The following is a 25495-nucleotide window of genomic DNA, read 5'->3' on the forward strand; positions in this document are numbered from 1 at the left end:
CCCCTGTGGGGTAAGACTGGGGCGGTGCGAAGTGTGAGCGATGCCTGGCGCGAGATCCGGATGCGGCCCGCTCGCTACGCCTCCACGCTGGCGGCGATCGTGCTGGCCATCGGCTTCCTGGTCGCCACCCAGACCTCGGCGGTCACCGAGTCGCAGACGCTGGCCAAGCGTGACTCGCTGTTCGTGTCGAAGGCGGACGTCGTGGTCGAGACGCACCTGTGGCACGCGTACAACGCGCGCGAGCAGCGCGACGGCGCGCTCTCGGTGGCCGAACACCTGCTCGGCGAGCAGCCGGGGGTGCAGCAGGTCGAACGGTTCAGCCAGGTGTACGGCCGGATCAGCAACGGCCGGGCCACCGCCGGGGTAATGCTGACGTCGTCGCCGGCCGACCCCGCCCTGCGCTGGTACGACGTCACCGCGGGCCGGCTGCCCACCACGGCGTCCGAGATCGTGCTCACCGACGAAACCGCCGGCCAGCTCGGGCTCGGCCTGGGCGACACCGTCACCCTCGACGGCAAGCCGCCCCACACCTTGACCGTGGTCGGGCTCACCGACCAGCGCGGCTTCGCCGACCCGCCCGGATACATCACCTTCGCCCTGATCGATCAGTTGGACGCCGCCTTCCCGCCGCCCGACCTGCGCATCCTGGTCAACCCCAAGAAGTTCGCCGGCACCACCCCCGGCTCGTCCGGCGACGGCGTCGGAATCTGGCTGCTGGTGAAGCTGGAGGACCCCGACCAGGCCGACGCCGTGGCGGCGGCGGTGCAGCAGCAGCTCACCGACTGGGGCTTCATGAAGTACCTGGTGCAGTCCCACACCGCCGCGCAGGTGCGCGAGGACGCGATCCGCGAGGTGGCCTCCGGCTCGGACTGGATCTCCGCCGTGCTCGGCGGGGCGGGCCTGATCGCACTGGTCGTGGGCGGGTTGATCATCACCAACACCTTCGCGGTGCTGATGACCCAGCGTCGCCGGCATCTCGCGCTGCTGCGGCTGGTTGGGGCCACCCGCGGTCAGGTACTGGGCGGCACTCTCGCCGAGGCCCTGCTGCTCGGGCTGGCCGGCACCGCAGCCGGCATTCGGCTCGGCATCGGCGCCTCGGCACTGATCGCCGGACTCGTGACCAGGTCGCTCCAGTTCGGGCTGGTGGTGCCGGTCGACCGGGTGGCGCTGATCGGCGTCCTGGGGGTGGTGGTCACCGTCGGGGCGGCACTGGTGCCCCTGCTGCAGGCCACCCGGGTGGCGCCGCTGGAGGCTCTGCGACCGGTCGAGCCTCCCGCGGCCGCCCTGCAGCATCAACGCGCCAGGCTGGCGGTGAGTGCCTGCCTGGCGGTGGCCGGGGCGGCCGTGATGGCGCTCGGGCTCACTCCCACGGCGGTGGCCGGGGTGGCGCTGACCGCATCGGGCGCGGCGGCGGTGGGGGTGGCGGTGCTATTGGCGGCGTCCGGCCTGCTGTCGGCACTGTTGCGCCGGTGGGGCCGGACGCCGGCGCGGCTGCGCCCCGAACTGCGGCTGGCACTGGGCAACGCCGGCCGCAACCCGGGACGGGTCGGTGCGACCGTCGGGGCCCTGCTGATCGCGGTCGGGCTGGTGATCACCATCCAGGTCGGCGCGGCCACCGGCAGGGCCAGCGCCTTCTCTCAGGTCGACGAGCGGTACCCGGTGGACGTCACCCTGCAGTCGGCAGTGCTCGAGGCCGACCTGTCCGACCCCAACGGCGGGGGGCCGAGCGGCAACCGCGTCGACAACCAGTTGGCAGGCTTCTCCCCCGGCGCGTCGGATGCCGTTCGGGCCGTCCCCGGCGTCACCGGCGCGGCCATGCTGCAGGTCACCGAACCGATGAACGTGATCGCCGGTGCGGGGTTGTTCCAGCCGTTGCCGGTGACCACGGTGCCCCCCGAGGCGGAGGCGATCGTCGGCCGTCCCGTGGCCGTCGCCAACGGCGAGATCGGCCTGCCGCACGACGTGATGGTGCTGCTGAAGCTCGGCCCCGACTCTCAGGTGCAGGTGACGCCGCTGCTGGGCACGCTGCAGCGGTTGCGCCCCGTCGAGGTCAATCTCGGCACCGACGTCGCCGTGGTCACCCCAGAGACGCTGGCGGCCTTCGGGGTGACCGACCGCCCCGGCCTGATCCTCGCCTCGGTCGCCGACCCGGCTGCCGCCACCACGCAGTTGCAGCGGCTCACCACCGAGTTGCTGCCCGACAATCCGGGGCTGGTGGTCGGCGGCGGCGCCACCCGCAAGGCGAACCTGCTGGTGTTGCTGGACGCCGTCAGCCTGATCCTGAACGGACTGCTGTTCGTCGCCGTGCTGGTGGCGGTGGTCGGGGTGGCCAACACGCTGGGCCTGTCCGTGCTCGAACGCACCCGCGAGTCGGCCCTGCTGCGCGCGCTCGGCCTGCAACGTGCCGGGCTGCGCCGGATGCTGCTGATCGAGGCGCTGCTGCTGGGCATCGTCGCGGTGGCATTGTCGCTGGCCCTCGGCATCGGGTTCGGCTGGGCCGGGGCGTCCGCGCTGGAGACCCAGCTCGGCCTGCCCCGGGTGGCGGTGCAGGTCGACTGGGCACTGACCCTGGGCACCTGTGTACTCGTGCTGGTCGCCGCGACCGTGGCGTCGGTGCTGCCGGCGCACAAAGCGGCGCAGGCCGCGCCGATCGAGGCCCTCGCCGACCTCGGCTGACGGTTCCTCTGCGACACTCTGGCTCGCTCTCGGGTTCCCCCTAGACATCGCAATACAGTCCGATCATGGACCCGATCAGGAACCCCTACGCGCCCGGCGCCGGGCAGCGGCCGCCCGAACTCGCCGGCAGGGACACCCAACTCGAGGCATTCAGGTTCGTCATCGAACGCGTCGCGAAGGGACGCCCCGAGCGGTCCATCGTGCTGGTCGGGCTGCGCGGCGTGGGCAAGACGGTGCTGCTGAACGCGATGCGCAGCCAGGCCGTCCGCGCCGGCTGGGGCACCGGCAAGCTCGAGGCGCGACCCGAGTTGGGCATCCGGCGACCGCTCGGCGCGGCCCTGCACATGGCGATCCGCGAGCTGGGTCACCCGGACGCCCTGGGCGTGCTCTCGACCCTCAAGGCGTTCGTCGAGAAGGCGGCGCCGCCCACCGCGAAGGCCTTCGACCGGTGGAACTCCGGCATCAGCGCACCCAGCATCACCGGGCGGGCCGACTCCGGCGACATCGAGATCGACCTGGTCGAACTGCTCACCGACGTGGCCGGGCTGGCCGCCGATCAGGGCAGGGGTGTGGCGGTGTTCATCGACGAGTTGCAGGATCTCGGCGCCGACGACGTCTCGGCCCTGTGCGCCGCCTGCCACGAGCTGGGCCAGCAACGGCTGCCGTTGATCGTGGTCGGCGCGGGGCTGCCGCACCTGCCCGCGGTGCTGAGCGCGGCCAAATCGTACTCCGAGCGGCTGTTCGCCTACAGCCGGATCGACCGGCTCGACCGCGGCTCGGCCGATCTCGCGCTGGTCGCCCCCGCCGAGGACGAGGGGGCGTCCTTCACCGCCGACGCGCTGGCGGCCATGTACGCCGTGACCGGCGGCTATCCCTACTTCGTCCAGGCCTACGGCAAGGTCGCCTGGGATGTCGCCACGGCTTCCCCGATCACCGTCGAGGACGTCGCGGTCGCCGCCCCGCAGGCAGAGCACGAACTCGCCGTCGGCTTCTTCGGGTCCCGGTTGGAGCGTGCCACCAGCGCCGAGCGCGAGTACCTGCGGGCGATGGCGGACGCCGACCCCGACGATGCCGGCGCGGTGCCGTCGGCGCTGGTGGCCGAGATCCTGGGCCGCAAGCCGCAGTCGCTGTCACCCGCCCGGGACGCGCTGATCAAGAAGGGCCTGATCTACGCCAGCGAACGGGGCCGGATCGCCTTCACCGTTCCACACTTCGGGCGCTTCCTGCGGGCCCGCGCCGAGGCTGCGTAGTCGACGGCCATGGAACCCGAGGTCGTCGTCGTCCTTTTGACGGTCGGACTGCTCTGCATCGTCGGCGCGTCCCTGCTGAGCGGAGCGGTGCGGCTCGCCGCTCCCCTACTGCTGGTGGTGGTGGGCAGTGTCGTCAGCTTCCTGCCCGGCGTGCCGCTGCTCGAGATCGAACCCGAGTGGGTGCTGATCGGCATCCTGCCGCCACTGCTGTACGCCTCCGCGGTGTCCATGCCGACGATGAGCTTCCGCCGCGAGCTGCGTTCGATCACCGGCCTGTCGGTGGTGCTGGTGCTGGTCAGCGCCCTTGCCCTGGGTTGGTTCTTCTCCGCCGTGCTCGACGTCTCGTTCGCGTGGGGGGTGGCGCTGGGCGCCATCGTGTCGCCGACCGACGCCGTGGCGACCGCCATCGCCCGCCGGGTCGGGGTGCCGGGGCGGGTGCTCACCATGCTCGAGGGCGAGAGCCTGCTCAACGACGCCACCGCGCTGGTGCTGCTGCGGTCGGCGGTCGCCGCCGGCGCCGGCTCCATCGCGTTGGGCGGGGTGGCCCTGTCGTTCCTGTGGGCGCTCGGGCTGGCGGTGGTGATCGGCTTCGCGGTCGGTTGGCTGCTGCTGCTGGCCCGCTCCCGAGTGGCCGATCCGACGGTGTCGACGGTGCTCTCCTACGCCGCGCCGTTCCTCGCCGCCGTGCCCGCCGAACAGCTGGAGGCGTCCGGTCTGGTGGCGGCGGTGGTGGCCGGCATGGTGACCGGCTACGGGGCGCCACGGCTGCTGTCGCCCCGGGCCAGGCTGTCCGATACGCAGAACTGGAAGACCGTCGAGCTGGTGCTCGAGAGCGGCATCTTCCTGCTGATGGGTCTGCAGCTGCACGGCCTGCTCACCCACTCGACGCACGGAGACGGGACGCTCGTCCTGGTCAGCTGGGTCGCGGGGGTCGGCCTGCTGTTCACCCTGCTGATCCGGGCCGGCTACGTCACCACCTTGATCATCGGGCAGCGTCGGCGCACCAAGCGCTTCCTCGGCATGGAGGAGCGCCGGGCCGCGATCCAGGACTACATCGAGCAGCGGATCGCCGACCCGCACCTCGAGCTGGACCCACCACAGGTGGACGACCACCGGCCGGGCGGTCGCGGGCCGCGCGGGCCGCTGCGGCCCTGGGCGGCGCGGCGGGCGCAGCAGCGGCAGGATCGGCGACGCACGCTGCGCGCCTGGAGTGCGGACCGGCTGGAGATGTTCCAGACCCGGCTGCGGCGCCAGCGTGCCGATCTGGACTATCTGCTCAACCAGCCGTTGGGTCCGCGCGAGGGCGGGCTGCTGGTGTGGGCCGGCATGCGCGGCGCGGTGTCGCTGGCCGCCGCGCAGACGCTGCCCTCGGACACTCCAAGCCGGGCGGCACTGGTACTGGTCGCCTACTTCCTGGCCGGCGGGTCGCTGCTGATCCAGGGCGCCAGCCTGCCCCTGGTAGTGGGTTGGCTGCGCCGTCCGGACAGCCCCGAGGACGCCACCGCCGAGGCCGATGAGCGCGCCCGGGTGATCGACCTGCTGCACCAGGTCTCCGAACGCGAGCGCACCGCCGAGCAGGGCAGGCCGATGAAGCAGTTGCGGCTCGACGTGCTGGCCGCGCAGCGGGCGGCCCTGCTGGACGCGCGCGACGACGGTGTCTTCAACGCCGACGTGCTGTCGCACGCCCTTGCGGTGGTGGATGCGGCGCAGATCGGGCTGGAGCTGCGCGGCGGTCCCGACGGCTGACCTGTCGGCGGAGAGACAGTGTGAGTCTCGACATCGTGTTCAATGCTGGGACTCACACTGTGTTCACACGTGCAACGCGGCGGCACCGCCGTACGTGGAGTACGACATGCAGACGTCACGTTTCCGCCTCGCCCTGACCACCCTGGTGCTGCTGGCCCTGGCCGGCCTGATCGGTTGCACCCAGCTCGGCGCCACCTCGTCGGGCGAGTCGCCCGAGGTGGGGCGCGCCGGTGACGGCGCCGCCCCGCAGGCGACCTCCGCCCCCACCGAGTTGGGTCCCACCGAGGCCGGCCGCAGCATCGTCCGCACCGGCGCACTCAGCCTGCGCGGCGACGACCTGACCGGCCTGGCCGAGAGGCTGCGGCAGCTGGCCGAGCGGCTGGGCGGCTTCGTGGCGTCCGAACAGATCCGCAGCGGTGACGACACCCGAAGCGCCTCGGCCCGCATCGAGTTCAGCGTGCCCGCCGAGTCGATGGACGCCTTCATGACCGAGGCCGCCACCTACGCCGAGCTGGTCACCCGCACGGTCACCGCCACCGACGTGACCGACGCGGTGGTCGATGTCGAGGCCAGGATCCGCACCCTGCGGGAGTCGATCGAACGGATCCGCACGCTGATGGAGCGGGCCGGCTCGATCGCCGACATCGCCCGGGTCGAGTCCGAGCTCACCGAGCGGCAGTCCGAGCTCGAAGCGCTGCTGGCCAGGCAGAAGGCCCTCGCGGACGCCGTCGACCGGGCGCCGGTCACCGTCACCCTGGTGCGGCCCGGGCAGGGCACCGATCCCGACAATCCGCTGCTGGTCGGCCTGCAGCGGGCCTGGCAGGCGTTGCAGCAGTCGATCACCCTGCTGCTCACCCTGGTCGGCGGCCTGCTGCCGTTCGCTCTGGTGCTGGGCCTGATCGCCTGGCCGGTGCTGCGACACCTGCGCCGAAAGACGTCGGCCCCGACCCCGCCGGCCCAGACCAAACCCGACCACGAGGACTGACGCTCCTCCCGCTCAGCGGAACTGCTCGGCGATCGTCTGCAACTCGGCCCGGTACGCGGCCCAGCCGTCGGCGTCCAGGCCGGGCAGGTTGTCCACCCGGCGCCCCAGCCCGGCCGAGCCGTCGATCTGTTCGCGCAGGATGTCGGCGTGCCCGGCGTGCCGGCACAGGTCGGTCAGCAGGTGCACTCCGACGCGGTGCAGCGTCACCCGGCCCCGCTCCGGCCCCCACCACGGCACGAACCCGGGGGCGTCGAGTTCGAGGGCGGCGAAGGTCGCCGTGGTGTTGCGTGCGGCGTCCACCAGCAGCCGGACGACCTCGTCGCGGGTCTGCTCGGCCGTGGCGTACATATCGATGTTGATCTCTTCGAACCGGGCGTTCTCGCTCGCCCACCAGCCCACACTCACCTCGGGCACCCGGTCGAACACCTCACCGAAGTAGCCCAACTCGACCATGGCAAGGTGTTTCACCAGGCCGAGCAGGTTGGTGCCGGTGGGCGTCAGCGGACGCCGGACGTCGTAGTCGCTCAACCCCTCGAGCTTCCACAGCACGGCGTCGCGGTCGACGTCCAGATAATGCAGCAGGACTGCCTTGGGATCGTTGTCGTCGCTCATGATGCCTCCTCGGATTCGGTCTGCCGTCGTCACGGTGGTGGCCCTACAGCCCCAGCATCTCGATCGCCGCCATCGCCGCGTTCTGCCCGGCGATGCCCGACACGCCACCACCCCGCCGCGCCCCCGCCCCGCACAGCAGGACGCGGTCGTGTCCGGTGGCCACACCCCAGCGCCGGGCGGGGGTGTCCAGTGCCTCGTCGGGACCCGCCCACGGCCAGGCGAGCGGGCCGTGGAAGATGTTCCCGCCCGGCATCGACAGCGCCTTTTCGAGGTCGGCGGTGGTCTTCACCTCGATGCATGGCAGGCCCTCGGCGTCGGTGGCCAGCAGCGGCTCGATCGGCTCGGCCAGCACCGAATCGAGGCTGGCCAGCGCCGCCCGGCGCAGCTCGTCACGCAGTTCGTCGTTGCCGAACCGTCCGAGCAGCCGGTCGGGCACGTGCAGCCCGAACAGGGTCAGCGTCTGGTAGCCGCGCTCACGCAGCTCGGGGCCGAGGATCGACGGATCGGACAGCGAATGGCAGTAGATCTCGGCGGGCAGCGGGTCGGGCAGCCGGCCCGCCAGCGCCGCGGCATGGGCGGCCCGCAGCTGGCCGAATCCCTCCTGAATGTGGAACGTGCCCCCGAACGCCGCCTCGGCCGGCACCCCCGGTTGCCGCAGCGCCGGCAACCGCCGCAGCAGCAGGTTGACCTTCACCTGCGCGCCCTCCGCCGCTCGAGCACGACCCTCACCCACCTGGGCACCGGACGCCGCGACGGGTTCACCCAGCAGTCCGGCCAGCACGCCGGGGGCCGCCCCGCACAGCACGAGGTCGGCGGCCAACCGGTGCTCGTCGCCGCCCCGGCAGTAGGTCACCTGACCATCGGGATCGATCGCGGTCACCTCGGCGAGGGTCAGGATCTGCGCCCCGGCCACCCGTGCCGCGCGCTCGATGCCGCCGGAGACCACCCCCATGCCGCCGACCGGCACGTCCCAGTCGCCGGTGCCGCCGCCGATGACGTGGTACAGCAGGCAGATGTTGCCCTCGGTGTCGCCGGACAGGTCACTGAACGTGCCGATCAGCGCGTCGGTGGCGATCACCCCGCGCACCAGGTCGTCGGCCACGGACGCCTCGATCAACTCGCCGATCGGCCGCTCGACGAACCCCGCCCAGTCGGCGCCGATCACCTCGCGAGCTGCGGACGCCGTGGGCAGCGGGCCGGTCATGGTGTCGAACAGCGGCCCGGCGAACGCCGCCACCCGGCGATAGAAGGCGGCGAAGCGCTCGGCGTCGGCGGCGGCGCCGATCGACGCGAACGAGGCCTCGGTGGCCGCCCGGTCGCCGTTGTCGATCAGCAGTCCACGGTCGCTGCCCGGCACCGGCGTGTACGAGGAGTACCGCCGCCGGACCAGTTCGACCCCCAGACCGAGGTCGGCGGCGACCGATCGGGGCAGCAGGCTGACCAGGTAGGCGTAGCGCGACAGCCGGGCCTCGACCCCGGGGAAGGCCTGCGCCGAGATCGCCGCGCCGCCGAGCACGTCGAGCCGTTCGAGCAGGGTCACCTCTGCCCCGGCCCGGGCGAGGTAGGCGGCCGCGGTGAGCGCGTTGTGCCCGCCGCCGACGATCGCGACCCGCGGCGTCCGGCCGGTCACGGCTGCGCCCACTTCGGCGGCGTGCCGTAGCGCTGGGGAGCGATCAGCCGGCCGGCGGCGCAGTCGGCGATCAGGGCGGTCATGCGTTTGTCGCGGGTGGCTTCGGTCTTCGCCTGAAGCACCCACGCGACGCAGGTGCGCCGGTACGACGTGGTGGCCCGCTCGTAGAAGAAGGACGCCGCGGCCGGGTCGGCCCGCAACCGCCGCTCGTACTCGGCCGGCAGCGCGGGCGCGGGCTCGGAATCGCCCGCCTCGTAGCTGTAGCCGGCGGGTTCGCGACGGCGACGTTCGAACGCCGCCAGCCCGGGCGGCCGCATCCGCCCCGCGAGGGTCAGTTCCTCGACGAGCCTGATGTTGACCGCGCTCCAGTTGCTGGCCGGACGCCGCGGCGTCCAGCGCTGCCGGACGGTGTCGTCGTCGAGGCGGTGCATCGAGGAGTCGATCCAGCCCCAGCACAGGGCGACCGGGACGGCGTCGGGCCAGGTCAGCCCCCGGTCGGCCGCATGCTTCTTGAACAGGCCCATCCACAGTTCGGTCTCGACGTCGTGGTGCACGGCTAGCCAGGCGTCGAAGGCGGACGGACCCGCGAAGAACCGCGCCGGCCGCTCGGCCGTACCGCCCATCCAGGTGTCCATCGGGTCATCATGACAGTTGCCCCCGACACTCGGCTGCGTTGCCGGGCCACGCAGGGCCTCCGGCGCCGCCCCCCGTTCGTGGCCGAATCGTTACTCAGCAATCACTCAGGAAGTCCTTGCGCGGCGGCCTTGCGACAGCAAAGAATGCTGAGGTCCAACCCCGGGAGAGGACCCCAATGAAGCTTCGGCTCGGCATCGGCATCGCAACGGCTCTGGTCCTGACGGCGATCCCCTCGGGGTACGCGCGGGCGGCGTTGCCGCTGGCCGTCTGCGACGACACCACCCCGCTCACCCTGCTCACCTTCAACGACTTCCACGGCCGGATCGCGGCCAGCAGCCCCGACACGGTCGCCTGGGTCGGCACGCTCGAAGAGCAGCGGGCACTGGCCGGCGAGGACAACACGCTGGTCATCTCGGCCGGCGACAGCGTCGGCGCCAGCCTGTTCAACTCGGCGGCGCAGAACGACGAGCCGACCATCGACCTGCTCAACACCCTCGACCTGGACGCCTCGGCCGTGGGCAACCACGAGTTCGATCAGGGCTGGTCCGACCTACGCGACCGGATCGCACCCGGCGTCAACTTCCCCTACCTTGGCGCCAACGTGATCGACGACGCCACCGGCAAGTCGGTGCTGCCCGGCTACACCGTCGTCGACAGGGGCGGGCTGTCGATCGGCTTCGTCGGCGCGGTCACCGGCGACCTGCCCAGCCTGGTGTCGCCGGCCGGACTGACCGGGCTGACCATCACCGATCCGGTGACCGCGATGAACGGCGTGATCGACGACCTCAAGGACGGCGATCCCGGCAACGGCGAGGCCGATGTGGTGATCGCGGTGATCCACGAGGGGGCAGCGAACGGCACCCAGACCATGGCTCAGAACGTGGCCGCCTCGCCCGCCTTCGCGAGCATCGTCAACGACCTGGATCCCCGGGCCCAGGTCGTGGTCAACGCCCACACCCACCAGGTCTACGCCTACGACGCCCCCGGTCAGGGCGGCACCAGGCCGCTGTTCCAGGCCGGCAGCTACGCCTCCAACGTCGGCCGGGTCAAGCTCGCCCTGGACGCCACCACCGGCGCGACCTGCTCGTACGCGACCACGATCCTGCCGGTCACCTCGACCCCGGTCGCCGACCTGCTCAGCACCTACCCACGGGTCGCGGAGGCGAAGGCCATCGTCGACGACGCGATCACCAAGGCGAACGAGATCGGCCAGCAGGTGATCGGCAAGGCGTCCAAGCCCATCACCCGGGCGCTGACCGTCGGCGCCGACGGCAAGATCGGTGACGACAGGGCACGCGAGTCGACGCTGTCGAACCTGGTCGCACAGATGTTCCATGACGTGCTCAGCGACGGCGACGACACGTTCATCGGCATGCAGAACCCGGGCGGCACCCGCGCCGACTTCGACAAGGGCGCCATCACCTACGCCGAGGCCGCCGGCATTCTGCCGTTCGCCAACTCGCTGATGACCACGCAGTTGACCGGCGCCCAGGTGAAGACGGTGCTCGAGCAGCAGTGGCAGCGCGACAGCAACGGCAACGTGCCCACCCGTCCCTACCTGCAGCTGGGGCTGAGCAGCAACGTCACCTACACCTACGACGCCTCGCTGCCCGAGGGCAGCCGGATCACCTCGATCAGGGTCAACGGATCGCCGATCAAGGCCAAGAAGCTGTACACGATCGGCTCGGGTTCGTTCCTGATCGCCGGCGGCGACAACTTCCGCGAGATCGCCAAGGGCGTCAACACCGCCGATACCGGCCGCGCCGACCTCGAGGCGTGGGTGCAGTGGATCAAGGACAAGGGCACGGTGAAGCCGTCGTTCGGCAAGCAGGCGGTGTCGGTGCACACGCTGCCCGCCACGCTCAAGCGGAACAAGAAGGTCTCGTTCACCGTCGGCGTCCCGCAGGACTCCGTCGCCCTCGACACCCTCGACTTCAAGTCGAACGCGATCACCAACGACACCGTGCTGGCCTTCCTGAAGGTGGGCGACAAGCGCAAGGCGGTCGGCTTCGGCGACGTCGTCGACGGCAAGGCGACGGTGCAGTTCACGGTGCCGAAGAAGGCGGCGCTCGGCACCCAGCGGCTGGTGCTGAAGGCCTACGACTCGCGCACCATGATCACGCTCGCGGTGAAGGTCACCAGGTAGGGGCGCGTTGGTCGGCGGCTCACCGGGTGCGGCTGGGCGTCGGGGACGCCGACGGTGTCGCGACCGGGGCGCACAGGCGTCCGGCCGCACCATGACCGGTGCTGAAGGTCAGCGGCGGCTGCAGCACCGTGGTGCACACCTCACCGGTCAGCACACGGGTCGTCGTGCCGGTGAAGACGCCGTTGCCGGTGCAGCCGGCGTAGCGGACCACGACGTCCTGGGCGAGTCCGCCGTACCAGAGCCGGACGATCGCGGCAGTGTCGCCGGACGATTCGCACGAGGGGTCGTCCGGGCCTGTGCCGGCGGGCGCCGCGTCCAGGACCCGCGCCAGCCGGCCGGCCTGGATGACCGGCAGCCGCGTGGCCGCCAGCAGTTGCCCGCTGGCCACCTCGTACTGGCACAGCGAGGCCGAGGCGGGCGCGACCCCCGACGGCCGCACGACCGGGTCCGAGCCGGTGTCCGTGACGTCCGCCGTGGCCAGGCACCCGTTGGGCTCCTGCCGGCCGATCGGCCGGGCCGACTCGACGATCTGCTCCGCGACGCTCGCCTGGCCCGCGGAGTGCACGACCTCGACCCGGTAGCCCTCGATGTCGGCGCCGCGGGTCACCGACCACCCCGCGGGCAGGTCCCAACCCCGGTCGGCGGTGCCGTCGGTGGCGACCACCGACACGAACGTCGGCAGTTGCCCGGCCGGGATCGCCCGCGGGCAGGCGATCGCCCGGACGGCCCTGTTGTCCGGGGCGATGTCGACGATGGGCCCGGTGGCCTGCTGGCCGCCCGACGCGCACCAGTCGCTCGCCGGCGACCAGCCGTACCCCCACGAAGCGGGCACCTGGTAGCTGAGCGTGCGCCGCGACTCCCACCGCCACCCGGGCCGGGCGTCATCGGCGGTGCTGGCTGCGCCGGTAGCCCGTTCGGGCGCCGGGGCGTGGTCGCCGGGCGCGGAGGCCGGAGCCGCGCCGCGCAGGTTCAGCACCACCGGGATCGCGATCGCCGCGACCACCACCGCCGCGGCCGCGACCGGTAGCCAGCGCGGCAGCCCGCGGCGTCCGGACGCCGTCGCCCCCGCCACCGTCAGCGGCTGAAAGCCGCCGTCGTCGGCGTGCTTCGAGAACGTCTCGCGGAAGGCCCGCGCGGCGCGGTCGTCGGCCTCGGTCGTGGCGTCATCGTCGTGTTCAGTCATCGGAGTCGTCCTCGATCAGTCGGGTCCGCAGCCGGGTCAGCGCCCGGTGCACGTGGGAACGGGCGGTGGCCGGCGGGCAGCCGAGGATGCCGGCGATCTCGTCGTAGCCCAGGTCGTCGTAGAACCGCAGCACCACCGCCGCCCGCTGCAGCGGTGGCAGCGTCTCGCACAGCTGCCAGGCGAGCTCGGCGTCGGTCACGCCGGGCGCATGGTCGGGGGTGGCGAGCGACGCCTCCGGCAGTTCCGCGGGCTGCTCGCGCCCGCTGCGCCGCCACCGGCTGATCGACGCGTTGACGATGCTGCGCTTCACGTAGGCGTCCACGTTGCCGCCGGCGCTGACCCGCCGCCAGCGCGGGAACAGGCCGAGCAGTGCGTCCTGGACCAGGTCGCGGGCGTCGTCGGCGTTGCGGGTGACCAGGTAGGCGAACCGTTGCAGCGCGACCGAACGTTCGGCCACGTACTCGTCGAAGCCGGCCGTCACAGGCGCCTCCCGGGTGAGCGTCATACCCTGCACACGCCGACGCCGGGCGCCGCGTTGCAGTTCGCGGCGGAGTTTGTCAGGCCAGGGTGGCCACCAGCACCGCCTTGATCGTGTGCAGCCGGTTCTCGGCCTGATCGAAGACCACCGAGGCGGGCGACTCGAACACCTCCTCGGTCACCTCGAACACCTCCCGGCCGGTCTCGGCGAGGATCTGCTGCGCCACCGTGGTGCCGAGGTCGTGGTAGCTGGGCAGGCAGTGCATGAACTTCACGTCGGGGTTCTCGGTGCGCTCCAGCAGTTCGGTGGTGATCCGGTACGGGGTGAGCAGCTCGATCCGCTCCGCCCAGACCTCCTTCGGCTCGCCCATCGACACCCAGATGTCGGTGTGCACGAAGTCGACGCCGCGCACGGCGTCCACCTCGTCGGTGACCGTCACCCGGGCCCCGGTGCCGGCGCCGATCCGGCGCGCGGTGGCGACCAGCTTGCCGTCGGGCTGCAGCGGCTCGGGAGCCACGATGCGGATGTCCATGCCCATCATCGCGCCGGCGATCAGCAGCGACCGGCCCTGGTTGAACCGGGCGTCGCCGACGTAGGCGAAGCTGATGTCGCGGTCCTCCAGGCCGGACGACTCACGCATGGTGAACATGTCGCACAGGCTCTGGGTGGGATGCCACTCGTCGGTCAGGCCGTTCCACACCGGCACGCTGCTGTGCGCAGCCAGCGTCTCGACGATGTCCTGTCGCGAACCGCGGTACTGGATGCCGTCGTAGAACCGGGACAGCACCCGGGCGGTGTCGGCGATCGACTCCTTGTGACCCATGTGTGCGCCGGTCTCGTCGAAGTAGCTGACATTGGCGCCCTGCTGGTAGGCGGCCACCTCGAACGACGAGCGGGTGCGGGTGGAGGGCTTCTCGAAGATCAACGCGATGGTCAGCCCCTCCAGCCGCTTCGCCTCGGCCCGGTCGGCGCGCGCCTTCTTCAGCTCGGCGGCCAGGTCGAGCAGTCGTCGCCACTCGGCCGGGGCGTAGTCGAGCTCCTTGAGGAAGTGACGGTGGCGCAGGTTCACGGTGGGCCCATCTGTCGGTCAATTCGATAGGAGAACAATGCCATGACAGAATTCAGTCATGTTCCTGCGTTTCCTGTTCAGCGCGGCCGCGCTCGCGTTCGCCACCTGGGTGGTACCGGGCATCAAGGTCACCGCGTCCGAACCGCAGAACCAATTCCTCGCGATCCTGGCCGTCGCGGCCATCTTCGGCATCGTGAACGCACTGGTGAAACCGCTGTTCGCCTTCGCCTCGGCACCCTTGCTGCTGATCACCCTGGGACTGTTCCTGCTGGTCATCAACGCGCTGATGCTGTGGCTGACGGCGTGGGTGGCCGAGCAGTTGCACCTGGGCTGGCAGGTGGACGGCTTCTGGTCGGCGTTCTGGGGCGCGCTGATCGTGTCGATCGTGTCGTTCATCCTCAACTCATCGTTCACCTCGCGCAGCGAGGTGAACCGCTGACGTGACCGAGGTCGTCTTCGTCTGCTGGGGCAACATCTGCCGCTCGCCGATGGCCGAACGGGTCGCCGAAGGGCGCGCCGCCGCCGAGGGTGTCACCGGCGTCACGTTCAGCTCGGCCGGGGTCTCCAGCGAAGAGCGGGGCGAGCCGATCGACCCGCGCGCCCAGCGCGTCCTGGCCCGTAACGGCTACCGCACCGGCGGCCACTCGGCGCACCAGATCACCGCGCAGGAGATCCGTGACGCCGACCTGGTGATCGCCGCCGAACCGCTGCACCTGTCGCGGATGCGCCGGCTGGTGCCGGACGCCGACAACCTCGCCCTGCTCACCGACTTCGACCCGGACGCCGAACCCGGCTCGGGCGTCCCCGATCCCTGGTACGGCTCGGCCGACGGCTTCAACGGCACCCTGACGGCGATCGAGGCGGCCATGCCGGGGGTGCTTCGGCGGGTCCGCGAACTGCAGGGTTGAGGGTCGGACCGCCGGTCAGGGCACCCGCGCCTTCGCCGTCATGGCAGGCTGAGGGCATGCACATCCTCGTTGTCGACGACGACCAGGCGGTTCGCGACTCCCTGGCCCGTTCCCTGCAGTACTCCGGCTACGAGGTCACCGCGGCCTCGGACGGTCTCGAGGCCCTGGCCCGGCTGTCGGCGCTGCGGCCCGACGCGGTGATCATGGACGTGATGATGCCGCGGCTCGACGGGCTGGAGACCACCCGGATGCTGCGTTCCACGGGAAACGATGTGCCGATCCTGGTGCTCACCGCGCGCGACGCCGTCAACGACCGCGTCGACGGGCTGGACGCCGGCGCCGACGACTACATGGCGAAGCCGTTCGCACTGGACGAGTTGCTGGCCCGGCTGCGGGCACTGACCCGGCGTTCGAAGCCCGCCACCGAGGAGCAGACCGGGAGCGAGGTGCTCACCTTCGGGGACCTGTCGCTCGACCCGCAGACCCGCGAGGTGCAGCGCGGCGGACGCCGGATCAGCCTGACCCGCACCGAGTTCGCCCTGCTGCAGACCTTCCTGGAGAACCCGCGCAAGGTGCTCGAACGCGGTTGGCTGCTGAACGAGGTGTGGGGCTTCGACTTCCCCACCACCGCCAACTCGCTCGAGGTGTACATCGGCTACCTGCGGCGCAAGACCGAAGGGGAGGGTGAGAGCCGGCTGATCCACACCGTCCGCGGGATCGGGTACGTGCTGCGCGAGACACCCCCGTGAGGGCCTGGTTGACCCAGCTGCTCGCGGTTCGCGAGCGGCCGCTGCGGGCCCGGCTGGCGGCCCTGACCGCCGCCGCGGTGGCATCCGCGGTGGCGCTCACCGGCGTCGCCGCCTGGCTGATCACCCGGATCACCGTCTACAACCAGCTCGACAACGAACTGGTCGACATCGCCGCGGTCACCGCGAACTGGGTGGCGGTCGACATCGAGGGCATGGGCGGGCTGGACACCAACGCGCTCAAGGCGGCCAACGTGACGGTCATGCTGGTGCGCTCCGACAACCGGATCAGCACCCTGCCGGGCGCGTCGGTCACGCTGGTGCCCGGCGTCCAGGAGTTGTCGGTGGCCCGCCGCCAGCAGGGCTGGTCCGCGCGCACCGGTGAGGCGTCCAACGGGCAGCCGTACCGCATCGTGGCGGTGCCACTCACCTCGAGCGACGAGAGCTACGCCCTGGTGCTGGGCCGGCCGTTGGAGCCGACCAACAACATCATGGCCACGCTGGCCTGGTCGCTCACCTTCTTCGGCGTGCTCGGGGTCGGGGTCTCCAGCGCGATCGGCTTCGTCATCGCCCGCTCGGCGATCCGACCCGTCGAACGACTGAGCGAGGCCGTCGCCCGGGTCACCGACACCAACGAACTGAATCCGATCGAGGTGGACGGCTCCGGCGAACTGGAGGATCTGAGCCGCTCGTTCAACACCATGCTGCGGTCGCTGCAGTTGTCGCGCGAACGGCAGCGCCGGCTGATCGCGGACGCCGGGCACGAGTTGCGCACCCCGCTCACCTCACTGCGCACGAACGTCGAGCTGCTGGTGGCCGACGAACGCAGCCGGATGCTGCCCGAGGGTGCCCGGGCCGACATTCTGCGCGACGTCGCCGGCCAGCTCGGCGAGTTCACCACCCTGGTCGGCGACCTGGTGCTGCTCAGCCGCGAGGATTCGATGCAGCCGCATCCCGAGCCGGTCGATCTGCGCGACGTGGTGAACAGTGCCGTGGCCCGTGCCAAGCGACGCGGACCCTCCCTCACCTTCGACGTGGAACTGCACCCGTTCTACCTGGTCGGCGAACCGGACCTGCTCGAACGGGCGATCACCAACCTGCTGGACAACGCGGTGAAGTTCTCCCCGCCCTCCGGCACGGTGCACGTGCTGCTCGAGGGCGACCGGCTGCGGATCTCCGACCAGGGCCCCGGCATCCCCGATGACGAGCTGCCACACGTCTTCGACCGGTTCTGGCGCTCCCCCTCGGCCCGCAACACCCCCGGTTCGGGGCTCGGGCTCTCGATCGTGGCGCAGACGATCAAGGCGCACGGCGGGTGGGTGAAGGCCGGACGCTCCGCCGAGGGCGGCGCCGAGTTCATCGTGCGGCTGCCGGGCAGCAGCACCGCCCCCGAGGACGCCCCCGACGAGGAGTCCACCGCCCTGCTACCCCGCATCCACGGCTGAGGAACAGGGGTCCCTCATTCCGGCGGACGCCGGGGGCGTCCGAGCTGGGCCGGCCTCAGGGAACCTTGGGCAGCTTGGTGGCGTTGTGCGACCAGCGTCGCACCTCGCAGTTGGTCGAGACGTAGTCCCAGCCGACCGCGTGCAGGCGGTCGGCGAATCCGTGGTTGCGGTGCAGCCAGCGGCCGAAGGGTCGCGAAGGTCGCTCGGCGGTCATCTCACTCATCCTCCTGTGGCGTGCGGGATCCTCCGAAGGTGAAGGTGCGCAGGGTGACCGGAGCGGCCGGTTGCTGCGGGGTGGGCTCGGGCTCGGGACGGCTGCCGGGGGCCACCGGCCGCACGGACTCGCCCAGCGCGGCACGGATGGCATCGCCGACGGCACTGGTGGCGGGGCGGTACTTGCGGGTCTCGGCCATGCCCGAATCCTAACCCGGGCGGTGCTGGCCGCCCCCAGGGGCCGGTTGTGCGTTTTGTGTCAGTCGTCGCTGGCACGATGGGCCCAGCGCTTGGAGGCCCAGTGACCGACGGACCGGTGAACGACCGACCCGCGACCGATCGACCGGTCGACGCGGCGGTCGGCCGCGGCCTGTTCCACCAGCTGTTGGCGAACACCCTCATCGCCAACGTCACCACCAGCTTCCTGTGGTTCTCGCTCACCTTCTGGGTGTACCTCGAGACCCAGTCGGTGTTCCTGACGGCGATCATCGGCGGGTCCTTCATGGCGTTCGTCTCGGTGATGGGCATCCCGTTCGGCAGCTGGGTCGACCGCACCCGCAAGAAACAGGTGATGGTGGTCTCGACGATCATCACCGGTTGCTGCTTCCTGCTCGCGCTGGGCGTGTTCCTGGCCACCCCGACCGCCGAGCTGCTCCGGTTCGGCAGCTGGCAGTTCGCGGCCTTCGTCGGGCTCGTCCTGCTCGGTGCCGTCGTCGAGAGCGCCCGCAGCATCGCCCTGGCCACCTGTGTGACGCTGCTGATCCCGGCGTCCGAGCGCGACAAGGCCAACGGCCTGGTCGGCATGGTCGGCGGTTTCGGCTTCGCGGTCACCTCGGTGTTCTCCGGCCTGGTGGTCGGCCAGCTGGGCATGCTCTGGGCCATCGTCATCTCGTGTGCGCTGACCATGGTGTCGTTGGTGCACCTGCTCACCGTCGCCGTGCCCGAGGCCGAGGTGGTGCACAACGCCGAAGCCGCTGCGCCGGTCGACTTCGCCGGCGCCTTCCGCGCCGTGCGTGAGGTGCCCGGGCTGACCGGCCTGGTGCTGTTCGCCTGCTTCAACAACCTGCTCGGCGGCGTGTTCATCGCCCTGATGGATCCCTACGGGCTCTCGCTGGTGTCCGTCGAGGTGTGGGGTGTGCTGTGGGGCGTGCTCAGCCTCGGCTTCATCATCGGCGCGGGCTGGGTGACGAAGCGGGGGCTCGGTCCCGCACCGTTGCGCGCTCTGCTGCTGGCCAACCTGGTCATGTGGGTGATCGGCGGGCTGTTCACGATCCGCGAGAGCATCGTGCTGATGGCGGTCGGCGTGCTGCTGTACATGGCGCTCATCCCGGTCGTCGAGGCCGCCGAGCAGACCGTGTTGCAGAAGGTGGTGCCGTTCGCCAAGCAGGGCCGGGTCTTCGGGTTGGCGCAGACTGTCGAGGTCGCCGCGGCACCCCTCAGCGCCTTCGCGATCGGTCCGATCGCGGAGTTCTGGCTGATCCCGTACACCAACTCAGAGGCCGGGCGCTCTCAGCTCAGCTGGCTGCTGGGCGAGGGCGAGGCGCGCGGCATCGCGCTGGTCTTCCTGCTGTCGGCCATCGCCGGGCTGGCGATCACCCTGTTCGCGTTCACCACCCGGTCGTACCGCCGGCTGACCGAGCGGTACGGCCAACCCGACGATGCACCCGCGCCGGCCGGCGGCTGACTATCTCCGGTCCCCGCGCCGCCGCACCGGGACCCTCGAGCCTGCAGTCCAAGAGCACACTTGTCGCATGGTGGACGACGTGCGGCGACTGTGGGACTTCAACGACCCCGCCGGGTCGGAGCAGCGGCTGCGGCTGGCGTTGGTGGGGGCGTCGGAATTGCAGGCAGCGGTGCTGCGCACCGAGGTGGCCCGGGCACTGGGGTTGCAGGGTCGCTTCGCCGAGGCGCTGGTGGTGCTGGACGCGATCGAGTCGACGCAGGTCGAGGTCCACGTGCGGGTGTTGCTGGAACGTGGCCGGGTGTACCGGTCCAGCGGTGACGTGCAGGGCAGCGCGCCGATGTTCCGGGCGGCCCTCACGGCCGCGGACGCCGCCGTACTCGAGGTGCTGGCCATCGACGCCGGGCACATGGTCGCGCTGACCCTGAGCGGCGAGGAACAGGTCGAGTACACCAATCAGTTGCTGCGGCGGGCCCGGCGCTCGACCGATCCCGCCGCCCGGGCCTGGTCGGCGTCCATCCTGAACAATCTGGGCATGGCCTACAGCGATCTGGGGCATTGGGAGCTTGCCCTGGCCGCCTTCGACGAGGCCCTGGCCGAGCGACGAAGCGGCGACGACGTCGAAGCGACCGATGCGGCGCGGTGGATGGTGGCCTGGACGCTGCGGAACCTGGGCCGCACCGACGAGGCACTGGCCCAGCAGCGGCGGTTGAAGGCCGATCTGGCCGCCGCCGGGCGGGAGGATCCGTACGTGGACGAGGAACTCGCCCTGCTCGAAGGCGGCCGCGGATGACCCGCACCCTCGCCGGCACCGCCGACTGCCCGTGCGGCGGCGGCCGCTACGCCGACTGCTGCGCGCCGTACCTGCGCCGGGAGAGTTGGCCGCCGACCGCCCAGGCCCTGATGCGGTCGCGCTACACCGCGTTCGCGCTGGGTGACCCGGAGTACCTGCTGCGCACCTGGCACCCGCGCACCCGGCCCGATGCGCTCGAACTGGACGACCGGGAGTGGACAGGGCTCGAGATCGTCGAGACGGTGGACGGCTCGGCCGACGACCTGATGGGAATCGTCGGTTTCGTCGCGGGCTGGCGCGACGACGCGCGACGCGGCACCGTCAGCGAACGGTCCGCCTTCGTCAAGCGCGGCGGGGGGCGCTGGTTCTACCTGGCCGACACCCCGGCCTGACCGCCGACCACGGCCGCGACGGGCGGCCGGTTCCGGAAGAAGCCGTCCGGGCCGAGTGGCGTGGACATCCGGGGCACGTACTGGTCGAAGTAGACCCGGGCGATCAGTTCCCGGCGGCTGCGGACACCGGCCTTCTCGAAGACCGACTTCAGGTGATCCTGAACCGTGTAGGCGGAGAGGAACAGCTGCCGGGCGACGCAACTTCAGCGAGGCGCCGGCCGACGCCGCCGCACTGTTCGAGCCGGACGCCGTGGCGAGGCTGGCGCAGGTGCGTGCGACGTTCGATCCGACCGGGGTGTTCGCCTGCTGAAAGACCCGCTCCGAAGCCGCGATCAGCTCTCTGACAAGGCTTTTTGGAACCTTAAGGACACTCACGAATTGATTATCCACAGGGCCGCCTGTGCGCCTGTTGTGCCCTCGCTTCGACTGCTAGCCTGCGGCTGCGCCTGCGGGGGGATCGTTCGGGGGATCCGGGGGCGCCCAACCGCCGCGGTCGATAGTGCCGGCGGTAGGCTCACCCCTCCCCCCGACGGACAGGACACGTCCCATGCGCGCACGAAGCGAAGCCGGGATTCCACCAAGTGCGGACGGGAGGGTCGGGCGCCGGCTGCGGCCGGTGACGGCGACGCTGGCCGCAGCCGTGCTGCTGGCCGGAGCGGTCGGCGCAGCGCCGGCCGCACAGGCCGCAGACGTCTTCTTCTGCGCCGACGGCACCCAGCCCTACCTGCCGGTCAGTGACGCCGAAACCATGCCGGCCGGCACGGCCGTCACGGGCCTGAGCGTGACCAGCGGCGTCACCCCCGAGCAGTTCACCGGGGAGTACATCGGCCACATCAAAGACGCCCTCGGCAAGGGCAGGGACATGCTGCTGTTCCGGATGAGCAGCCCGGTGATCGACGGCACCAACGGGCTCAAGCCGGCCGGCATCTGGGCCGGCATGTCGGGTTCCCCCGTCTACGACGCCGACGGCCGGCTGATCGGCGCCGTCGCCTACAGCCTGAACAACGACAACCTGCCGATCGCCGGAGTCACCCCGGCCGAGTACATGAAGTCGATCGGCAGCACCGGCCTGAATCAGGCCGAACGGGTGACGGTGAACACCTCCAACCTGCGCACCAGCCGGGCCGGCGACAAGGTGGCCGGCAGGTCGCTGAACGGCAGTTCGCTGCACCAGATGGCCACCGTCAACGTGGCCGGCGGGGCCGGCGCCAAGAGCAACGCCTTCACCAACCGGACCCTGGCCCGCACGCCCCGCGCCGCGGCGTCCGCCGATTTCCTGCGCGCGGGAAACTTCCTGCCGGCGCCGAACGCGGTCGACGACGACCTCGACGTCCCGCTGGTGGCTGGCGGCAACGTCGCCGCCCTGTACTCCAGCGGCGACCTGCAGCTGGGCGGCATCGGCACCGTCACCGCGGTCTGCGGCACCACGGTCTGGGCCTTCGGGCACCCGATGGCGTTCACCGGCCGGACGTCGCTGCTGCTCGCCAACGCGTCCGCGGCGATGATCGTGCCGGACGCCACCGGCGTGGTCGGCTCGTACAAGCAGGTCACCTCGATCGGCAAACCGATCGGCATGATCACCGAGGACCGCAACACCGGCATCAAGGGCAGCATGGGTGCGGTCACGTCGATGCCGCTGTCGGTCACCGTGGTGAATGCCTCCGGAGACCGGGTCGCCGGGTACTCCGCGGAGGTCTCCGACCAGGAGGTGGCGGCCACGGCGACGGCGTACCTGGTCGGCCAGGCGGCCTACGAACAACTCGACCAGTACGCGGCCGGCACCGGCAAGGTCAACTGGACCATCGGGTTCCGCCGCGCCAACGGCTCCCTGGGATCGCTCAGCAACGCCAGCTACGTCGCCGACCGGTACTTCTTCCCCGACGAGGCAGGCACTCCGCCGGCCGATGACGTGTGGTCGCTGTACGACCAGAGCTTCGAGGACATCACGCTGACCGGGGTCGAGGTGACCCTGAAGCTGACCTCGTCCGACTCGATCGACTACACGCTGGACCGGGTGCAGAAGAAGGGCGGCTCGAGCTGGGCGGCACTGTCGGGGCAGAAGCTCAAGGCCGGCAGCTCGTACCAGTTGCGGGCCGTGTACACCCGCTACCGCAACGACCGTCCGACCGGCACCCTGACGGGGACGCCGTTCACCGTCAGCCTGCCGTCCAGCGCCAGGACGACAGGCACCTTCAAGGCGTCGGTGACCTCCGCCGACTCCGACGAGGACAGCTGCGTCATCACCAGCCAGGGCGTGATCCTGTGCTCCGACTGGGAGGATGCAATGTCGTCGGCCGGCAGCTTCGACCAGTTGCTGGCGGCGATGGACAAGCTGCCCGCCGGGCACGGCATGAAGGGCACCCTCAGCTACCGGCTGAAGAAGGGTTCGGCGTCCAAGTCCTACAGCTGGACCGGCCCCGGCGTGATGTACGGCAGCACCGGCGCCAGGTTCGCGATCGCGGCGAAGTAGTGGCACCGACTTACACGGTTGTAGTTATCCCCCGCTGTGGATGACCCTGTGGACAACCCGGTGGGTCGGGTGACACCGGCACCCTCGCCGATACTGCAGCAGCCCCCCGTCCGCGTGCGGACGGGGGGCTGCTGCGTCGAGGTCTGTCAGACCCGGTAGCCGTGCTGGCGGCGGATCAGCTTGGCGAACATCACGATGGTCTGGGCGATGGTGACCACGTAGAGCAGCGGCCAGCCGAGCCACAGGATCGAGCTCTGGATCATCACCGGCAGCTGGAACCAGGTCCAGCCGAGGACCACGAAGGTCACGCCCAGCACGATCAGCGGAACCAGGTGGCTGTTGCCCGAGCCGCGCTCGGCCTTGGCCTGCTCGGCCCAGTTGTCGGTCTGCACCTTGGAGAGAAACTTCGCCCAGGCCCGGACGAAGTGGCCGGCCCGCAGCCACATGTAGAGCTCGGCGCCGATGCCGCTGGCGGCGAACAGCACGTCCTTCCAGTTGCGCTCCTTCATGCTCATCGCAATCCGGACGTTGAGCATGATCGCCACGACCGGCGGGATCAGCCACCAGGGCGAGAACACGAACGCGTTGATCGATAGGGCCGCGGCGAGCAGCAGCATGAACAGCACGCGGGTGAAGATGTTGGTCGCCATGCCGAAGTTCTCGGCCCAGCGCAGCCGCAGGTTCGGGTGGAACGGCTGGCCCTTGGTGTCGCCGCGCTGGCCGGGCCACATCAGGTCGATGGCGCCGTAGTTCCACTTGACCTGCTGCCCGTCGAGGGCGCGCAGGGTGGTCATGCCGCCGACCGAGGCGCGGGCCCGGGCGGAGATCTTGGTCAGGTGGCCGGCCGACTTGATCTGCAGGCTGAGCAGGCTGTCCTCGACCTCGGAGTCGTTGACCCAGGGGGTGCTCTGGTGGTTGGCCACCATGACCTCGCGCAGCGCCTTCATCGAGAAGATCGAGCACTGGCCACCGAGCACCGCCATGTTGCGGCCCCGCAGCATGTTCTGCATGTTGAAGGCAGCGAACTGGGCGCGCTGGCCGGCGATCAGCAGCGGGGCCACCAAGCCCTTGAACCCGCCGTCGTCGATGGTGTAGATGGCCGAGATGCCGCCGATCCGCGAATCGGAGACGATCTCCTCCTCGAGGCGCTCGACGCAGTCCTTCGCCAGCGTGGTGTCGCCGTCCACGCCCAGCAGGTAGTCGGCGTCCGGGACGAGGGAGAAGCCGTAGTTGAGGGCACCGACCTTCTTGTCGGGGTTCTCGCCGATGTCGTGCACGAAGACCTCGGTGGTCTGCCGCTGCTTCTCACCCTTGTTGCGCTTCTTGGCGGTGCGGGGGCCGGCGAACTTGGCCGCGAGCTCGAAGGTGTCGTCGGTGGTGTTGTTGACGATCACGTGGATCTGATCGGGCAGCCGGGTCTGCTTGAGCAGCGACCGCAGCACCGCCTCGATGGTCTCGGCCTCGTTGTAGGCCGGGATGATGCAGCCGATCACCGGCCGGTAGGTCGGCAGCGACTCGATGTCGGCCATATGCTGACGCACGTAGCGGGACAGGTCGCCGTGCGGGTGGGCCGGGGCGGCGGGGGCGGCGTCCTCGATCAGGGCGGAAGCGTCCTGAGGGGCTGCGTCGAGGTGGGTGATGCTCATGGTTTCTCACTTCTGGAAGGCTTGTGAGGAAAGATTGCACCTTCAACCATTAGCTGGCCCCAGGCAACGGTGAGCCTGCGATCAAGAGATGATCAAGACTCACACCGGCCTGTTCTTGAGGTTCTTGAGGTTTGGATCAACCCGGTGCGAACCGGCTGGTCAGGGTGTCGCCGAGGTGGCCGCAACGGTCACCAGCGGCACCTGCACGGTGTCGCTCACGGCCTGTCGCAGGTAGGTGTCGGCCTTCGGTTCCGACTGGATGAGCAGCTGGTAGGTCAGCGTGATCCGCATGGCCGTGCTTCCGGCGGGTGCCCCCGGCAGGGTCAGCACCTGCTGGTACGAGTTCGGCTTCCTGATCAGGTAGCCGGGGCTGACGGTCGCGTTGTCCTCCACGGCGTCCAGCTCGTGGGCGGTGCCGTCGGCGCCGGTCGCGGTGCCCGCGGCACGCACCGAGGTCAGGAAGATCTGCTGGCCCTTGGCGCCCCCCTGCAGGGTGCCCACCACGGCCACCGTCAAGGGCTTGGACACCTCGGGAGTCCACTGCCCGAGGTCGAGGGTCGACCAGTAGTGCACCTCGAGCGACGCCGCGCCCGCCTTGAGGTTCCGCTTCAACGACCCTTCGGCGAGGTCGTTGACCACCGGCTCGGCGGTCGAGGGCGAGGCCGACGGCGTGGGTGTCGCGCTGGTTGAGGCGCCCTCCTCCCAGGGCGGCGAGCCACAGCCCGCCATGGTCACGGCCAGGCCGACAGCCAGGCCGAGTGCCGCCGGTACCCGTCCACGCGTCGCCATG

At 70.8% G+C, this 25495-nt stretch carries 24 protein-coding genes; 13 read left to right on the forward strand and 11 right to left on the reverse strand.

Going from position 1 to position 25495, the window contains the following annotated elements; translation table 11 throughout:
• Nucleotides 1–24 precede the first annotated feature (24 nt).
• From OIE40_RS14340 to OIE40_RS14355, 4 genes are all read left to right on the forward strand, one after another.
• Nucleotides 25–2676 (forward strand): FtsX-like permease family protein, encoded by a 2652-nt coding sequence (locus OIE40_RS14340; protein ID WP_264703301.1) that lies wholly within the window; start codon nucleotides 25–27, stop codon nucleotides 2674–2676.
• Between the two features lie 65 nt (nucleotides 2677–2741).
• Nucleotides 2742–3926 (forward strand): ATP-binding protein, encoded by a 1185-nt coding sequence (locus tag OIE40_RS14345; RefSeq protein ID WP_264703303.1) that lies wholly within the window; start codon nucleotides 2742–2744, stop codon nucleotides 3924–3926.
• A 9-nt stretch (nucleotides 3927–3935) separates the two neighbouring features.
• Nucleotides 3936–5672, forward strand: coding sequence for a cation:proton antiporter (locus OIE40_RS14350; protein WP_264703305.1), 1737 nt, complete (start codon nucleotides 3936–3938; stop codon nucleotides 5670–5672).
• A gap of 106 nt (nucleotides 5673–5778) precedes the next feature.
• The gene (locus OIE40_RS14355; RefSeq protein ID WP_264703306.1) at nucleotides 5779–6657 is read left to right on the forward strand and encodes a DUF4349 domain-containing protein; all 879 of its coding nucleotides are present in this window, start codon (nucleotides 5779–5781) and stop codon (nucleotides 6655–6657) included.
• 12 nt (nucleotides 6658–6669) lie between these two features.
• On the opposite strand, the gene OIE40_RS14360 is transcribed toward OIE40_RS14355, so the two are convergent.
• From OIE40_RS14360 to OIE40_RS14370, 3 genes are read right to left on the reverse strand one after another with little or no spacing between them, the layout of a single operon-like run.
• Nucleotides 6670–7269, reverse strand: a complete 600-nt coding sequence (locus tag OIE40_RS14360) for a DinB family protein (RefSeq protein WP_264703308.1) — start codon at nucleotides 7267–7269, stop codon at nucleotides 6670–6672.
• A 43-nt stretch (nucleotides 7270–7312) separates the two neighbouring features.
• Nucleotides 7313–8911, reverse strand: coding sequence for a phytoene desaturase family protein (locus OIE40_RS14365; RefSeq protein WP_264703309.1), 1599 nt, complete (start codon nucleotides 8909–8911; stop codon nucleotides 7313–7315).
• Nucleotides 8896–9534, reverse strand: a complete 639-nt coding sequence (locus OIE40_RS14370; RefSeq protein ID WP_264703310.1) for a YdeI/OmpD-associated family protein — start codon at nucleotides 9532–9534, stop codon at nucleotides 8896–8898. The genes OIE40_RS14365 and OIE40_RS14370 overlap by 16 nt, the downstream gene beginning before the upstream one ends.
• A 176-nt stretch (nucleotides 9535–9710) precedes the next feature.
• Here OIE40_RS14370 and OIE40_RS14375 point away from each other — a divergent pair, with 176 nt between their 5' ends.
• Nucleotides 9711–11681, forward strand: coding sequence for a bifunctional metallophosphatase/5'-nucleotidase (locus tag OIE40_RS14375; protein ID WP_264703312.1), 1971 nt, complete (start codon nucleotides 9711–9713; stop codon nucleotides 11679–11681).
• Nucleotides 11682–11700: 19 nt separating this feature from the next.
• Here OIE40_RS14375 and OIE40_RS14380 read toward each other — a convergent pair whose 3' ends face one another.
• Genes OIE40_RS14380 through argF form a run of 3 tightly spaced genes read right to left on the reverse strand, consistent with a single transcriptional unit; the run spans nucleotide 11701 to nucleotide 14411 of the window.
• On the reverse strand, nucleotides 11701–12864 hold the full coding sequence (locus OIE40_RS14380) for a hypothetical protein (RefSeq protein ID WP_264703314.1): 1164 nt from the start codon (nucleotides 12862–12864) through the stop codon (nucleotides 11701–11703).
• Complete coding sequence (locus OIE40_RS14385) at nucleotides 12857–13369, reverse strand: SigE family RNA polymerase sigma factor (protein ID WP_264703316.1); 513 nt, start codon at nucleotides 13367–13369, stop codon at nucleotides 12857–12859. The genes OIE40_RS14380 and OIE40_RS14385 overlap by 8 nt, the downstream gene beginning before the upstream one ends.
• A gap of 52 nt (nucleotides 13370–13421) precedes the next feature.
• A complete protein-coding gene (gene argF, locus OIE40_RS14390) occupies nucleotides 13422–14411 on the reverse strand; it encodes an ornithine carbamoyltransferase (RefSeq protein WP_264703318.1) in 990 nt (329 codons plus the stop codon).
• Between the two features lie 58 nt (nucleotides 14412–14469).
• On the opposite strand from argF, the gene OIE40_RS14395 reads away from it, so the two are divergent.
• The 4 genes from OIE40_RS14395 to OIE40_RS14410 are packed head-to-tail and all read left to right on the forward strand — an operon-like array spanning nucleotide 14470 to nucleotide 17510.
• Entirely contained in the window at nucleotides 14470–14850 is a 381-nt protein-coding gene (locus OIE40_RS14395; RefSeq protein ID WP_264703320.1) for a phage holin family protein, read from the forward strand.
• Between the two features lies 1 nt (nucleotide 14851).
• Complete coding sequence (locus OIE40_RS14400; RefSeq protein WP_264703322.1) at nucleotides 14852–15319, forward strand: low molecular weight protein-tyrosine-phosphatase; 468 nt, start codon at nucleotides 14852–14854, stop codon at nucleotides 15317–15319.
• A gap of 56 nt (nucleotides 15320–15375) precedes the next feature.
• On the forward strand, nucleotides 15376–16068 hold the full coding sequence (locus tag OIE40_RS14405; RefSeq protein WP_264703323.1) for a response regulator transcription factor: 693 nt from the start codon (nucleotides 15376–15378) through the stop codon (nucleotides 16066–16068).
• Complete coding sequence (locus tag OIE40_RS14410) at nucleotides 16065–17510, forward strand: sensor histidine kinase (protein ID WP_264703326.1); 1446 nt, start codon at nucleotides 16065–16067, stop codon at nucleotides 17508–17510. Before OIE40_RS14405 ends, OIE40_RS14410 begins: the two co-directional genes overlap by 4 nt.
• A gap of 55 nt (nucleotides 17511–17565) precedes the next feature.
• Here the strand turns inward: OIE40_RS14410 and OIE40_RS14415 are convergent, their stop codons facing one another.
• Nucleotides 17566–17724, reverse strand: a complete 159-nt coding sequence (locus OIE40_RS14415; protein WP_264703327.1) for a hypothetical protein — start codon at nucleotides 17722–17724, stop codon at nucleotides 17566–17568.
• Nucleotide 17725: 1 nt separating this feature from the next.
• Entirely contained in the window at nucleotides 17726–17923 is a 198-nt protein-coding gene (locus OIE40_RS14420) for a hypothetical protein (protein ID WP_264703329.1), read from the reverse strand.
• A gap of 101 nt (nucleotides 17924–18024) precedes the next feature.
• Between OIE40_RS14420 and OIE40_RS14425 the strand changes: the two genes are divergently transcribed.
• From OIE40_RS14425 to OIE40_RS14435, 3 genes are all read left to right on the forward strand, one after another.
• Nucleotides 18025–19407 (forward strand): MFS transporter, encoded by a 1383-nt coding sequence (locus OIE40_RS14425; RefSeq protein WP_264703331.1) that lies wholly within the window; start codon nucleotides 18025–18027, stop codon nucleotides 19405–19407.
• A 67-nt stretch (nucleotides 19408–19474) separates the two neighbouring features.
• Nucleotides 19475–20197 (forward strand): tetratricopeptide repeat protein, encoded by a 723-nt coding sequence (locus tag OIE40_RS14430; protein ID WP_264703333.1) that lies wholly within the window; start codon nucleotides 19475–19477, stop codon nucleotides 20195–20197.
• Nucleotides 20194–20589, forward strand: a complete 396-nt coding sequence (locus tag OIE40_RS14435; protein WP_264703335.1) for a YchJ family protein — start codon at nucleotides 20194–20196, stop codon at nucleotides 20587–20589. Before OIE40_RS14430 ends, OIE40_RS14435 begins: the two co-directional genes overlap by 4 nt.
• On the opposite strand, the gene OIE40_RS14440 is transcribed toward OIE40_RS14435, so the two are convergent.
• Nucleotides 20565–20774, reverse strand: a complete 210-nt coding sequence (locus tag OIE40_RS14440) for a hypothetical protein (protein ID WP_264703439.1) — start codon at nucleotides 20772–20774, stop codon at nucleotides 20565–20567. The two genes, OIE40_RS14435 and OIE40_RS14440, sit on opposite strands and share 25 nt — an antisense overlap.
• 431 nt (nucleotides 20775–21205) lie before the next feature.
• Between OIE40_RS14440 and OIE40_RS14445 the strand changes: the two genes are divergently transcribed.
• Nucleotides 21206–23059, forward strand: a complete 1854-nt coding sequence (locus tag OIE40_RS14445) for a serine protease (RefSeq protein WP_264703337.1) — start codon at nucleotides 21206–21208, stop codon at nucleotides 23057–23059.
• Nucleotides 23060–23205: 146 nt separating this feature from the next.
• On the opposite strand, the gene OIE40_RS14450 is transcribed toward OIE40_RS14445, so the two are convergent.
• Nucleotides 23206–24705 (reverse strand): glycosyltransferase family 2 protein, encoded by a 1500-nt coding sequence (locus tag OIE40_RS14450; RefSeq protein WP_264703339.1) that lies wholly within the window; start codon nucleotides 24703–24705, stop codon nucleotides 23206–23208.
• A 159-nt stretch (nucleotides 24706–24864) separates the two neighbouring features.
• Nucleotides 24865–25494, reverse strand: a complete 630-nt coding sequence (locus tag OIE40_RS14455; protein WP_264703341.1) for a hypothetical protein — start codon at nucleotides 25492–25494, stop codon at nucleotides 24865–24867.
• Nucleotide 25495: the final 1 nt, after the last annotated feature.

This window comes from Micropruina sonneratiae (assembly GCF_025972045.1).
Lineage (GTDB): Bacteria > Actinomycetota > Actinomycetes > Propionibacteriales > Propionibacteriaceae > Micropruina > Micropruina sonneratiae.

Coding starts and splice junctions, on each gene's coding strand:
- OIE40_RS14435 (WP_264703335.1), top strand. CDS start 20,194: ATGACCCGCACCCTCGCCGGCACCGCCGACTGCCCGTGCGGCGGCGGC.
- OIE40_RS14385 (WP_264703316.1), bottom strand. CDS start 13,369: ATGACGCTCACCCGGGAGGCGCCTGTGACGGCCGGCTTCGACGAGTAC.
- OIE40_RS14360 (WP_264703308.1), bottom strand. CDS start 7,269: ATGAGCGACGACAACGATCCCAAGGCAGTCCTGCTGCATTATCTGGAC.
- OIE40_RS14450 (WP_264703339.1), bottom strand. CDS start 24,705: ATGAGCATCACCCACCTCGACGCAGCCCCTCAGGACGCTTCCGCCCTG.
- OIE40_RS14355 (WP_264703306.1), top strand. CDS start 5,779: ATGCAGACGTCACGTTTCCGCCTCGCCCTGACCACCCTGGTGCTGCTG.
- OIE40_RS14405 (WP_264703323.1), top strand. CDS start 15,376: ATGCACATCCTCGTTGTCGACGACGACCAGGCGGTTCGCGACTCCCTG.
- OIE40_RS14375 (WP_264703312.1), top strand. CDS start 9,711: ATGAAGCTTCGGCTCGGCATCGGCATCGCAACGGCTCTGGTCCTGACG.
- OIE40_RS14350 (WP_264703305.1), top strand. CDS start 3,936: ATGGAACCCGAGGTCGTCGTCGTCCTTTTGACGGTCGGACTGCTCTGC.
- OIE40_RS14370 (WP_264703310.1), bottom strand. CDS start 9,534: ATGGACACCTGGATGGGCGGTACGGCCGAGCGGCCGGCGCGGTTCTTC.
- OIE40_RS14430 (WP_264703333.1), top strand. CDS start 19,475: ATGGTGGACGACGTGCGGCGACTGTGGGACTTCAACGACCCCGCCGGG.
- OIE40_RS14380 (WP_264703314.1), bottom strand. CDS start 12,864: ATGACTGAACACGACGATGACGCCACGACCGAGGCCGACGACCGCGCC.
- OIE40_RS14395 (WP_264703320.1), top strand. CDS start 14,470: ATGTTCCTGCGTTTCCTGTTCAGCGCGGCCGCGCTCGCGTTCGCCACC.
- OIE40_RS14415 (WP_264703327.1), bottom strand. CDS start 17,724: ATGACCGCCGAGCGACCTTCGCGACCCTTCGGCCGCTGGCTGCACCGC.
- OIE40_RS14420 (WP_264703329.1), bottom strand. CDS start 17,923: ATGGCCGAGACCCGCAAGTACCGCCCCGCCACCAGTGCCGTCGGCGAT.
- OIE40_RS14345 (WP_264703303.1), top strand. CDS start 2,742: ATGGACCCGATCAGGAACCCCTACGCGCCCGGCGCCGGGCAGCGGCCG.
- OIE40_RS14455 (WP_264703341.1), bottom strand. CDS start 25,494: ATGGCGACGCGTGGACGGGTACCGGCGGCACTCGGCCTGGCTGTCGGC.